This window comes from Rhodanobacter sp. A1T4 (assembly GCF_014207185.1).
Classification (GTDB): Bacteria; Pseudomonadota; Gammaproteobacteria; order Xanthomonadales; family Rhodanobacteraceae; genus Rhodanobacter.
In genome coordinates this window covers 1-12435 of record NZ_JACHCP010000019.1, presented here as the reverse complement: position 1 = coordinate 12435, position 12435 = coordinate 1, and the positions used below count along the sequence as shown (strand labels likewise).

Below are 12435 nucleotides of genomic sequence, written 5' to 3'. Positions count from 1 at the left end.
GGGCAGAGTAGAGTTACCAGCTTTTCTTGGACAAAAGCTAGGATTTGAGTTCGTGGCTGGAGGTAACCGTCATGAGCTATCTCGGTGGCGTTAGTCCGATTGAGTTCGAAGCGGCACACCGGAGCGGCCGATCACGCGTCCACTAAATCCTGGTAACTCCAGAGCAGGTTCGTTCGGGCGAGCTCTCGTTTGCGGGCTCCGGTCGCAAGCCAGCCGACTACAATCGCGAGATTCCCCATAACAGCCTTGGCGGGTTGACGTCTGCCGAGTTCCGAATCCAGAACGACCCGGCCACCTCTGGTTTAGCATGGCACTGATTTAAGGGAAGTCGACAGACAACGGATGCATAGACCAAAGCTATGAAGATCGATGCGGGACAGTGCTTCTCAACAGCCTGCTAGGGAGTAAGGACTTGACCGGTAAGGACCGTAGTTGAATTCGCCCCTTGAGCATTCATTGAGCGGTATAGCCTCAAGAGAAAATTGTAAATTACTAGCTCTTGAGCGCGATGCGCTGATCGCAATAAGCGATTGAGATGCATGTGCACCATACTTCCTATAATTCCATTAAAAGTTTGTCCTTGAATTTCCTCATCATACGTGATTTTAAGCATCTCAATTGCGTCTTTATTTTTCTCACTACGCCATTCAAGAATCTTTTGTCCCTGCGATTGCAGCGCAGTCCTCTTGCCATCTTTCATAAGCAGCCGGGTCAGTTCCGGTCTCTCGATGCGAAATCGCCTTGACAGGCTTTCCTTAAATGCATTTCCCACCTTAAATTCGGTTTCAAACCCCGCGCACAGCATTGTCATCATTTTCATCTTGTCAGCGACGTTTAAACCAAAGTCGTCGAGAAGACTATCAACACCAACAAGCGCGATTTTCCAGCGGTCATTAAGGAACTCGTTACTTATAAATATACTGAGCATCTTAAGCACGGCTTCGCTGTCGATCTCAAATAGCGACTCTGCTGCGACAATCGCTTTTTTTCCGCCGTAACGTTCAAGTTCGCGATTATAAGTTCCGATATCAATTTTGTATAGGCGCTTAGCTTCAAATGCAGTCTTGCTCACTGATGTGAAATATGGGAGTACTTCACCTAATAGACGATCTGGCGCACCAAAAAAGCGCAATCTTAGATGCCAATTCGGATCTCCATAACGAATAAAGAACCATTTTGTAAATGCCCCCCGATTCCTGTGAGATGTGACAAAGGGGCTAATCACTTGGCGCAACAGATAATCGCAATTGTTTGCCGTACAGTAAAATCTTAAATAGAGACATTCAGAACCTGGCAATAGCGTTCGCGGTTCAGCCTCGCAAAGGTTACTCATCAATTTAACATCCATGCTAATTCCCGATCAGCCTCAATATGGCTCTTTCTGGTTTGCCGTGGTAGATTTTTTCCCGATTCTTGCATATCAGCGTACGTGGTGGCATCTGAACTTCTTCCAGTATCAAGCCGTGTTGCAGACTGGTGTGCTGCGGTTTGTCAGCGCGGGCACGGTGTTGCAAGAGGATCCGCCAGATCCAGCGTGTCGTGCGCATGGGCGGGCTCGGGATTCACGCGGACGCTGGAGGCGTTCATCATGGCACCACGCGGGCAGATGCCGGTGCTGGCTGTCGCGTCATTGCTGGGTGTTTCCGATGTCGGCTCTGGCGTGTGCTGGACCACTATGCGACGTAGGCACGCGCCTGTGCGGAATACTCGACGGTGTGCCGAATCAGCGTTGTCGAACGGAGTGCGCGACGCAGGCATCGCTGCGTGACGATGTTCTGTAACGTAGATTGACGGGTAGGCCCTGCGGATGGCCTCGGGCGTGGCCACAAACAGATAGCGTCGCTTGGTCTCATCGGCCATTGGCGGCATCGCCACCGCTTCCTGCACCTCGGTGAGCGTGCAGCGCAGTGTGTGCGGGCAGGGCGAACGGCCGCCCGTCGAATCACGTTCGCGCCAGTGGCGCGCCGCGGGTGCGGTGACGCCGTAGCGATGCGCCTGTGTGCTATCACTCCAAAGGGAATCTTCGGCCTTCAGCTCCGTACGAATGCGCGGCGTGGTACGAGCTGATGGCTGCAAGGTCAACGCCATCGTCAGACTTTCCATGCTGGGTAGAGTTGGCTCATCGCATAACGAGCGGCGCTCGAACGCCAGGCCCTTTGTTCGTTAGAATCGCACGAAACCTGACAACTACACTAACCTTCATCATCGAGGCCAGCCCGATCCGTTGCTAGAGCGGCGAACCCGATGCATCATCATCATCGCCGCATAATCATTCGATTCGATTGCACCAATGCGAGCAAAAAATCTCGCATCTCCTGTAGGCTGGCTGAAAGTTCACGCAAATCAGGCGATCAATTTGCTGACCGCACAAACGGAATAATTACTTCATTAGCGTACGTTTCACCTTTGCTTTTAAGTGGCTCACCAAAGTGAGATGAGAGAACCTCGCGTATCCTGATGCCCATTTTGTAGTTACGAAGATGTCTGCAAAAAATATCTACGCTCAATGGACAACTTAAGTCAAATTCTACGCTGTTGTCACCTTCCGCTATAAGTATCGTCTGTGGCAGTGCTAACCGTTCGCGAACTTTCTGCACAGCATCAAATTGTGGCAAGCCGTTTAATTTAATTAGTGATTTTATATCTTCAGAATGAATTTTCCAGCTTGCTGGAGATAAAATAAGGCGTCGATGAGTAACGCGTGGCAGGAAGTCAAGAATATCCAGAGCGCCCCAATCCCAAAACACAGCTCGCTGTAATCCCTGTTGCTGTAGCAAGCAAAGAAAGCGGTAAATGTTCAAATTTTGATGGTTTAGGAAATTATGCGCCGATGCAAGACGAGGAACGATCCGCTTGCCAGTCCGTCGCGACTTAATGACTATCTGCCCCTCTCTAACTGAGACCAGAAGATCCTGGACGCTTATCCTATTTTCTTCTGGAATAGGTGATTCGCAGAGATAAACAATTTCGTGATCTCTGAGCACGGGACGTCGCAACACATTACCCATTCGCCCTTCAGGCATATGTGCGACCTCTGCATATACAGCGCCGGGGTCCAGTTCCTCTTCCAACTTCAGACAGCGTTTTACCGCTGCTTCAAGTTCAGTATTGAGGTGACAAAAGCGACCGATCAGGTTCGCAGCACCTGGGCCACTCGCTGAATTCAAAAGAACTTTGGATTTATTACTGTCAGAATGATTAGTTCCCAATATCGTCGCAAATGCACCCCAGGCGTCAGGAAGCGGCCTTCTATATTTGTTCTCAAGCAGAGCGATTAGTTTCGCGTCAAGCTCCAACTCGATACTTTCATTCCGTACCAGCTCTTGAACTTTTTCAGCCAGTATAAAATCCCGAGCCGAAAGACCAAGTGAGCTGCTGTCACCAGTAGAGCCAAAAATTCGAATATTTGTGAGTAGAGGCTCCAAACTAGATGCATTACTGCCTGAGCCGTCGAAACCTATACCCACATCGTCGTCCAGCGCCTCACATAGAGGAACTTCCAGGTCTTCATAGCGGTCACAAAATTCCCGTTTGAATGCATCCAATCGATCCTCGGAACGAGGCGGGGAGATCATGTGCAACAGCTCAACTCCAGAAAGTATGTCACTTACTAGCTCTTTTCCAAGAGAAACGTCGAATTGAGCGTTTACATCGACTTGGAAAAGTCGTTGCTCATCAACTTCTGGCGAAAGTTCCCGTAGTGCAGAAATAATGGATTCATAACGGTTAGTGTCTACACCGAGACCGTCCGAATCAATGGCTGCCAGAGACATATCCACGCTATCAAGAACATTTAATAAGTCTTGAGCGGGTGGGGCTTCCCTTAGTCCATGAATAATCTTTCGAAGAGGTGAATGTCCTGTCACTGAAGGAGTGATCTCCGGCACTAGTAATTGATTTTCAATCAAATCATTAACGTATCGTAAGGCCTCCTGCTTGTCGATTTCAGGGTCATTCTTGCACAGGGATTCAGTCAGCGTATCCAAAGTTTCCGGAATTTCAGCTTTTTTTAATACTTCAAGTAGATATTCATTGGTATCTATTGCCGAGAGCTTGTAAAATATTCCAGGTCTATCCGGGCGCGTCCAGGTTTCTATATAATGCAGGCGCGTTCCTACTTGATAAAGACTGGTATTTGTACGGTATTTCAAGAATCCTCGCATATTTTGGTCACCGTTAATTGTGGAAACCAATCTATATATATACTCAGTATCTAGTCGAGTAACTCGATTCACCTTCGGCGTCTCTACTGATTCAAATTGAGTGACCTTTGAATTATGGCCATAAGTGCAGCTGGCAAAGAGTCCAAATGGTGTGCAACGCGAGGTCATTCTAATAAAATACTTGTACAGCGTTGCCACCATTTCCTCGTCTTTTGACATGTCTCGTGAAGAATTTTTGCCGCCCAAGCGTTTGACTAATCCGGGAGAAGCAACCCACAATGCCTCATTGATCACTGGATCATTTATTAGATTACAAAGAAAGCGAGTGAAGCCCTCTTTATTTTCAATGTACTCTTTCTCGTTTTTCTCCGAGTCGGCTTCAGTTTTTTCAACAGAGAATTTGTGAAACGCAGCTGTGAGTTGGTTTCGGGGAAGCATTGGCGAGCGTAAGGCGAAGAAACCGCAATCGTGGTATTGCATAGGCATCCGTACAGAGTTGTTCAATTCTAGAGATCCAGAAGAAACAAACGATCCCAAACGGGAACGCTGCTCGAAAGCCCGGCCAAGGTCACTAGCCCAATACCTGTAATACCCATAAGCAACCCAGGCGAGTGACTCCAAGACATTTCGCCATTAATGTTGGCATCGTGAAAAAGAAACCCACACATTGCATCACTCGGATTTTGCATCCCAATTCCACATCCATGCCAATACAGGGCTTTGTCTAAGAAAAGCTGTTCATGAGTGAAATGATAAAAACGGTTGAATATGTGTGCAAGGCCGAAGGCGCCATGGCAAAAAGACGCGTCTATAACGCCGGAATTTTTCAAAGTCCGGGTTGCAGCCTTGCTAGCGATTTGTAGGGCTGCCTTGCGTATAGCATTATCCTTTAGGCTAGACCCTGCCGCCATCAAACTGGCGGCGATGCCAACGTCACCATAGCACCATGCCAAGCGGGCAGAAGTAGGGCTGCTAGTCGGTGCTATCACCGTGGAAAATGTCGATATCTCGCCATCCGGTAGCTTGTGACACATTAGCCATGCGACTGAGCCGCGAAGTAACCTTTCGGTTTCAGCTTGCATTATTCCTGCTGCGTGAGCTCGACTCAGAAAGGCAATGATTCCCGGAATTCCGTGCGCCAGGCCGAGATTGTAGTAACCATGCGGAAACGTTGCTAATTGATTATGAGGAAGCCCTGCAGGCGGCGTGAACCAGCAGATGCCCTCTCCGTTGGATGTTGAATGACTTGCGAGTTTGCGAATTATCTGCGTTATGCCATCCGCCGCCCCACTCCGTGGCAGACGTCCGAGAAAATAAACACCTATCCCCACCAGACCATTGATTAAATCGTAGTCGAAGATTTCTTGGTCTTTTTGCAACCATGCAAACAAAAAATCATCAATTTCCTGATTAAGTGAGGTCAGTTCGTCAAATGATTGAAGTTTTTTTCCGCCCAGGACTGAGCCTATGTGATCAATAGCCAATCCCACGCCAGTTAGGCCACCATAGAGGGACTGAGACCATCGGCCTTCGGTTAGGGCATGTGCGGCGTGAATCAGGGCAACGTTACATTTCTGCAGCGCGCTTTTTTCCTGAGTCAACAAATACATGTAGCAATAGAACAGAGCATAACCAGCATAGCCACCCGAAACCGTTGAATCATGCCGCCATGGACTTGATTGATCCTGAGGTTTTGTTGTGTCGGTGTCGTCAAGGATGCTCCCGATTGACTCGGCTACCTGTTTGACGAGACGGAGGCCGTTCTCACGTTCGTTGCCTTTCAGGATGGTTGTCCAACTATCGTTCATCTGATTGACTCTAATGCCGCAAGGAAGGTACGAGCAAAGACTTTAGCCAAGATCTGGCAAAGCGAACTTTAGAAGTCAGCTCCGTCGGTCAATTGCGTATTTTGTATTTAGTGGTAATGGCCGCATGTTGTTCAGTGCCGCTTCGCCCTTCAGTTTCTTGACGAACAAATCGGGTTTTTTGTCTGCCACGCGAGTATGGCCTGTCGTGGTGTCATGTAACCGAGTGCTTCCTGCGGCAGATGGCTGTTGTAGAGCTTTGCGTAGCGCTCAATCATGGTCTGCAGATCGTTGCGTGAGCAGAAGTGTGTGGTGACCAGGATATCGCTGATCCGTTCGTTGAAAGGCTCGGCCATGCTGTTGATTGGGGATGACGCGGCTTGATCAGATAGTGCTAGATATCCAGCAATGCACATCTCCTCTCAAACGAGCGCTTGCAGGTCAGTTCTTTCGCCTTAAGGGTAAAACGATCAGTGAACAGATTACCGTTGTCGGTCAACAGTTTCGCGATTTTCATCGGCGCGGCCGCATGCGAGTGACGCAAAAATCGGTGCTGTTGGCGGCGCTCTGACCGCTGTAGATGCGTAAATGGACCTAGTGCGGGGGGCGGTCGATCGGGCGGCCTTGAGCCTGGCCACAAGCAGATAGTGTCGCGTGGTCTCATCGGCAGATATTTGATGTCGACCTGGATGAAGCTGGGCGCATAGCTCTTGAAGGTCTTGCGGACGACAGTGGCGCACCGGTCGCTTGTCCAGGTCATGGTGCGCCAGCCTCGCGGGATTGAAGAACTCACACACGGCGATCCGCAGGTCGTGTAGCGGGAGCCATAGCGTTCGCCGAATCTCCATCGCCAGCGCTTCCTGTGCCTCGGTGAGCAGGCAGCGCAGTCTGTGCGGGTAGGGCGAGTGGCCGCCCGTAGAATCACGTTCGCGCCACTGGCGCGCCACGGGTGCGGCGGCACCGTAGCGACGCGCCAGTATGCTGTCACTCCATTGGGAACCTTCGGCCTTCAGCTCCGCACGAATGCGCCGCGTGGTACGAGCGAACGGCTGCAAGGTCAACGCCATCGTCAGACTTTCCATGCTGAGTAGAGTTGGCTCATCGCATAACGAGCGGCGCTCAAACGCCAGACCCGTTGTTCGATAGAGTCGCACTGAGCCTGACACTTATCCTCACTGATAACGTGCGACTATCAGGCCGTACAAACAGTGATGCTTCCGGCACAAGCCTGAGCGTTGCTGGCACAGTTTTGTCCCACGCTTACGCCGCATAGGCCCGTTGCGGCCCCGCCGCAACCTAATGCTGTAGCCTGATGACCACAATCATCTGTGCCACACGGTATTGAGCAATTGTTACCGTTGGTGTTTGGTGTCGTTGCTACTGCTCCTCCCACCATTTTGGTTTCCTCATCTGTCAGGATGGCGAGGGTTTCCTTGCTCAGAGTCAATTTCTTGATCGGCTTCATATCTACTCCTTCAGGTTGCTTCACATTTTATGTGAAGTGTTGTGAGCCTCTATTGTGGATGTGACCGCCCTGAGGCTCTAAGAGGGACGGTTCACTCGCCGGGACGCCGTCCCAATTCTCGGCTACCCCCCCACCTCCACTTCGCGCGGAGGTTGGGATATGGGTTGCACCGCGCCCCCGTTTACGAGGAGCGCGCGTTGTGCGCTCGCAATGGTTTCGGGGCGATGCGCGATTACGATACGGGTGATCCGCATGCGGTTAACTGCGGCGTTCACCTGACGCTCGCGTTCAATATCGAGATGACTAGTGGCCTCATCCAGCACCAACAGCGCAGGTTTGCGGTGAATTGCGCGGGCTAAGATGATACGTTGCCTCTGCCCCCCCGACAGGGCCGAGCCCATATCGCCAACCAGCGATTCGTAGCCCATGGGCATGGCCTCCACGTCATCATGGATCATGGCGAGGCGCGCCGCGGCTTCGATGCGCAGAGGACTCGACTCCGTGTCGAAGCAGGCGATGTTGTCCGCGATTGAGCCGGCAAACAGTTGATCGTCCTGCATCACCGCGCCGATGTGGCGCCGGTACCGACCAAGGCCCAGCTTTTGGATGTCGATGCCGCCGAACAGCACTTCGCCCTCGTCGGGACGGAGAAGGCCCAAGATGACCTTGGCCAGTGTGGTCTTGCCGCAACCCGAGGGGCCGATCAAGGCCACGGACTCACCTGCTGCAATGGTGCATGAGCAGTTTTTGAGGATCCATGGCTCGCCGTCGGCATAACGGAAGCTGACATTGCGCAGTTCAATCGAGGCCTCCGGCAGCGGTCCGTCCCAATCCGATTCGAGGTGTCGCTCGGGTTCGGAGAGGGCGATATCCGCTACCCGCTCGGCATGCAGCCGCAGCATCCGAAACTCGATGCCTTTGTCGATCAGGCTGGCTGCACGGGTCACGAACTGGTCCGTGTAGGCCACGAACGCCACCAGCATGCCGGCGGTGAAGGTGCCGTTGAGCACCAGCAATGCCGCCAGCCAGATCAGAGCTACCTTCTCTATTCCGAAGATGAGCTGGTTGCCGGTAGAAAACACGATATTGAGTCGCTGCATCGCGATATTGCGATTTATGGTCTCAACTACCGCATTGGCATAACGCGCCGTGCGTGCCTGCTGCTGGTTGGCGAGCTTCAGGGTCTGTGCGCCGCGGATGGCTTCCAGCAGTTCCGTTTGCTGGCGCGCGGAATACACAATCTGTTCTTCTTGCGCGCGCCTGAGTGGCTGGTAGGTGAGCCAGCGGAGGAGAGCATACAGCGCAAACGCTGCCATCACGATCAAGGTCAGCTTGATGCTGTACAGCGCGAGTACCACTAGCGTCAGGCTGGCCATGATCCCGTCCAGGATCGCGGCAACAAAACTGGTCGTAAGCGTCTTCTGGATGGTCTGCATCGAGCCGAAGCGTGATATTACGTCACCCACGTGGCGCTTCTCGTACCAGTCCAGCGGTAGCCGCAGCAAGTGTGCGAATACGTTGGTGATCCACTGTGCGTTAAGCATTGCGCCCAGCCAAGTGATGGTCCACTCACGAACCGTCGAGATTGCGGCTTGGAACACCGCTACCGCCAGGAAGCCCATGCCAAGCAACATCAATAGACTTTTGTCCGCTGACACCAGCACTTGATCCAGTACCCATTGGAGATAAAACGGGCCGATCAGCGCGAATACTTCCAGCGCAAACGCCAGCACGAATATCTGCACCAACGTTCCGAATAAGCCCTTGACTTTGCCTGTGAGACTACGCAGCGAGATCGACTGGCGCGCTTTGACTGGCTTGAAATCGGCACTCGGCGAGCATTCCAGTGCGACACCTGTAAAGTGTTTCGAAAGTTGCGCGTTGGTGAGCTTGCGCAAGCCGCTCGAAGGATCGTGGAGCGTCGCGCCACGCGTGGTGGCCTGCTTTAGAACCACGAAATGGTTCATATCCCAATGTAAAATGCAGGGCGTCCTGAGTTTGACCAGATCCTCCAGTTCCAGTCGCAGCGGGCGCGTCTCGAAACGGAACTTCGCGGCGAGTTCCATCACCCGCGCCAGATTCGCGCCCTTGAGCGAGGTTGAATGCTTGCGCCGCAGTGAGGGCAGATCCACGTCGTGACCGTGATAGCGGGCGATCATCGCCAAGCATGCCAGTCCGCACTCGGCGGCTTCGGTTTGCAGGATCACTGGCAGTTTGCGGTGCCAGCCCCATTGCAGCCCATCGAACAGTCCACTGCGATCTTTGGCGACTCTTTCGCTCATTCGTGCACCACGAGCTTCTGACGCATGCCACTCAGCGGTTCGAATATCCATTGCCACAGGCTGCGGTGATGGAGCAGGACGTCGGCGTCCAGAGCCATGCCAGGCTTGAGTGCTTCAACCTTGCCGTAGGCGTTAATGGTTTGGCGATCCAGTTTGACCAACACGCGGTATAGCGGTTCGGCCACACTCTTGCCCAGCAACGATGCGGACTCGGCGTTACTGAGTGCGCTACGCGAGATCTGCTGCACCCGGCCATACTGTTGTCCGAACTTCTGGTACGGGTATCCTCGATAGCGCAGCATCACCCGATTACCGGGCTCGATGAAGCCAATCGCGTCGCTGGTTAACAACAATTGTGCTTCCAGCTTCGAGTCCTGCGGCAGGATTGACAGCAACGGCTGGCCGGCTGCGACGTTCTGTCCGGGCTGCACCAATAGGGTCGACACAAGGCCGGCGCACGACGCGCGCAGCATGGTGGCGCGGGCGGCTTCGTTCTCGACCAGTTGGGCGTCCAGTTGAGCAAGCTGACCGCGCAGCTGATTGGCTTTCGCGGTGGTGTCCAAAGGGAGTTGAGTCAGTTGTGCCTGCAGGGTACTAAGCTGTTGCTCCGTATCGAGGCGTTGGCGATTGAGTGTTTTGACTTCGGCTTGCTGCGACAATGCCGTCGCCTGATACTGGTTCAAGGCGACTATCGAGATGATGCCCAGTTGATGCAATGGTTGGACTTTTTTGAATAAATCTGCAGCGGCGTCCGCCTGCTGGCGCTGTAGCATCAATTGTCCGCCGAACTGAGCGATCTGTGCTTGCAGCATGTCGATTCGGCTGCGCAAGTCCTTGGTTTGAGCGATGGCCTGCGGTTGGAGGTTGGCGAGGGTGTCGCGCAGTTGTACTTCCTGCATACGCAACCGTGCGCCGACCAAGGCGTGGGTATCGCCCATATTAGTGGCAAGATCGCTAGAGACTTCGGCTAACAGTTGTCCCGCGGCGACGCGTTCGCCTTCATGCACAAAGGTGTGGGTCACTGTGCCGGTGGTCTGTGCCGAGAGCGTCAGCAGGCCTGCACTGGGCAACAACTGTCCAGACACGGTTTCGCGAGGACTGTATTCGCCAAACGCCAGTAGTAGCAAAATTACCACGGCCAGCGCCACCGCCAGCACAGCCCACCACACGAACGACAGTGGCGTGGCAAGATTTATTGCGCCTAGCCACTGGCCGCGCTGCGCCTGCAGAACTTCGTTGCGAAACAACCCCTCCATGCTTCACGCCCTCCCGATGTCAAAACGCTCTCTAAACTTTATCGCCCTACTCATACTCAGACGGTCTTCGAAGCACTACGTTAACCATAGGTGGAGTTTTCAAAAAAAACAATCTTACTCTTACTTAAGAAAAACATAAGTGGTTCTATCCCGTTTTCGCGGACGGTTCACTGAAAGCCAGATCATGGCCGCCCTCAAGCAGTTCGAGTCGGGTGTGCCGGTCAATGGCCTTTGTCGTCAGGTGGGCGTCAGCCCTGCCACCTTTCACAAGTGGAAAGCCAAGTACGGGGCTGGATGCTTCCGAGCTCTCACGGCTACGCGATCTGGAAGAGGAAATCGGCGCCTGAAACAGATGTATGCCGATCTGAGTTTGCATGCTCATTCGATGGAAATCGTTCTGTCAAAAAAGTTTTGAGACTCGATCAGAAGCGTGACGTGGTCACGCGGTTGATTGAGGCTCCATCCATTCCGGCGCAGATAGCTTGCCGCGTCGTGGTCTACCGCAAGCCACCTCGCGGGCGAAAGCATCGCAACCGCCTGGGCCACATTGCACAGAGCAAGATCAGCCGGCAATGTGCGCTGCGTGAGCGTGAGCCGAGGCTGCTTGTGGCCGGAGCCAGAACCCGGCAGCTACGTCTGGTTACTGCATGAAAAATCGGCCCACTCGCTTTCGATCAGACGACGATGAATGGGAAGTCACCGACCTGCGGAATGAGCTGGAGATGGTATGCGGTTCATAAAGGGCGCCGCTCTGATGGCTGTCGGCGGGGCAGGTAGTGGAAGTGTGGGTTATATCCGTCATCGACAGATTCGACGTGATAATTTTTGGCGTATAGAATCAGTTTCGAGATTATCCGCTCGCAATGTAATTCTGCTTACCGGCCATGTGTTCGACGAAGCTGTAATACGGTCGGAGCCTGCACTCTATCAATGATCACTGGAAGAGGAGCACAACATGTTTGGCATCGGTAAGAAAATCCAAGACGCAATAAAGAAGGCGGAAACAGACCCCGTCGGTGCGATGGAGGATCACAAGAAGTCTTTGAACTCTGGATTGACAGGCTTCGTGACAAAAACTTTTATGGGCAAAGGATTTGTCGACAAAATGAACGGCGTCATGGACATGGGACAGAACGCTCTGGCGGGACAGCAGGAGCGACTGAAACTGATTCAAACCGGACTGGATGGCACTGCCGATATCCTTTCCGTGCAGGACACCGGGGCCACAGTCAACAACAGTCCCATAGTCGTCATCCACATGACTGTCAGCCCTGCGAACGGCACACCCTACGATGTGAACATCAAGACCATGGTCTCCCGGATTGCCGTGCCACGGGTCGGTGATAAGGTAAAGATCAAATATGCCGCTGAGGATCCCCAGCAGGTAGCCATTCTGTAGGGGCCTGCTTCGATCGGCACCGCTCGTCGATCGTAGCCATCAGCTGCCGAAACGAGGGTCAGAGT

The 12435-nt window shown here is 53.0% G+C and carries 11 protein-coding genes; 2 read left to right on the top strand and 9 right to left on the bottom strand.

The genetic code is table 11. The features are described 5' to 3' along the window. Positions 1-397: 397 nt before the first annotated feature. The 9 genes from HDE80_RS21895 to HDE80_RS21855 all read right to left on the bottom strand — a co-directional run bounded on the left by HDE80_RS21895 (position 398) and on the right by HDE80_RS21855 (position 10971). Positions 398-1348 (bottom strand): thiopeptide-type bacteriocin biosynthesis protein, encoded by a 951-nt coding sequence (locus HDE80_RS21895; RefSeq protein ID WP_184674434.1) that lies wholly within the window; start codon positions 1346-1348, stop codon positions 398-400. Between the two features lie 143 nt (positions 1349-1491). After that, positions 1492-2088 carry a hypothetical protein gene (locus HDE80_RS21890; protein ID WP_184674432.1) on the bottom strand — a complete coding sequence of 199 codons (597 nt, stop codon included), beginning with the start codon at positions 2086-2088 and terminating at the stop codon, positions 1492-1494. Positions 2089-2351: 263 nt separating this feature from the next. Continuing rightward, positions 2352-4667: a lantibiotic dehydratase family protein gene (locus tag HDE80_RS21885; RefSeq protein WP_184674430.1), complete on the bottom strand. Its 2316-nt coding sequence runs from the start codon at positions 4665-4667 to the stop codon at positions 2352-2354. 2 nt (positions 4668-4669) lie between these two features. Continuing rightward, entirely contained in the window at positions 4670-5971 is a 1302-nt protein-coding gene (locus HDE80_RS21880) for a lanthionine synthetase C family protein (protein ID WP_184674428.1), read from the bottom strand. A gap of 149 nt (positions 5972-6120) precedes the next feature. Next, a complete protein-coding gene (locus tag HDE80_RS21875; RefSeq protein WP_184674426.1) occupies positions 6121-6324 on the bottom strand; it encodes an integrase core domain-containing protein in 204 nt (67 codons plus the stop codon). Positions 6325-6362: 38 nt separating this feature from the next. After that, on the bottom strand, positions 6363-6728 hold the full coding sequence (locus HDE80_RS21870) for a hypothetical protein (protein WP_184674424.1): 366 nt from the start codon (positions 6726-6728) through the stop codon (positions 6363-6365). Between the two features lie 432 nt (positions 6729-7160). Continuing rightward, entirely contained in the window at positions 7161-7433 is a 273-nt protein-coding gene (locus tag HDE80_RS21865; protein WP_184674422.1) for a class I lanthipeptide, read from the bottom strand. 122 nt (positions 7434-7555) lie between these two features. Then, positions 7556-9640, bottom strand: a complete 2085-nt coding sequence (locus HDE80_RS21860) for a peptidase domain-containing ABC transporter (protein ID WP_345776493.1) — start codon at positions 9638-9640, stop codon at positions 7556-7558. A 71-nt stretch (positions 9641-9711) separates the two neighbouring features. Beyond that, positions 9712-10971 (bottom strand): HlyD family efflux transporter periplasmic adaptor subunit, encoded by a 1260-nt coding sequence (locus tag HDE80_RS21855; RefSeq protein ID WP_184674420.1) that lies wholly within the window; start codon positions 10969-10971, stop codon positions 9712-9714. A gap of 139 nt (positions 10972-11110) precedes the next feature. Between HDE80_RS21855 and HDE80_RS21850 the strand changes: the two genes are divergently transcribed. Beyond that, complete coding sequence (locus tag HDE80_RS21850) at positions 11111-11386, top strand: transposase (protein ID WP_345776492.1); 276 nt, start codon at positions 11111-11113, stop codon at positions 11384-11386. Positions 11387-11926: 540 nt separating this feature from the next. Next, the gene (locus HDE80_RS21845; protein ID WP_184674417.1) at positions 11927-12370 is read left to right on the top strand and encodes a hypothetical protein; all 444 of its coding nucleotides are present in this window, start codon (positions 11927-11929) and stop codon (positions 12368-12370) included. Positions 12371-12435 lie beyond the last annotated feature (65 nt).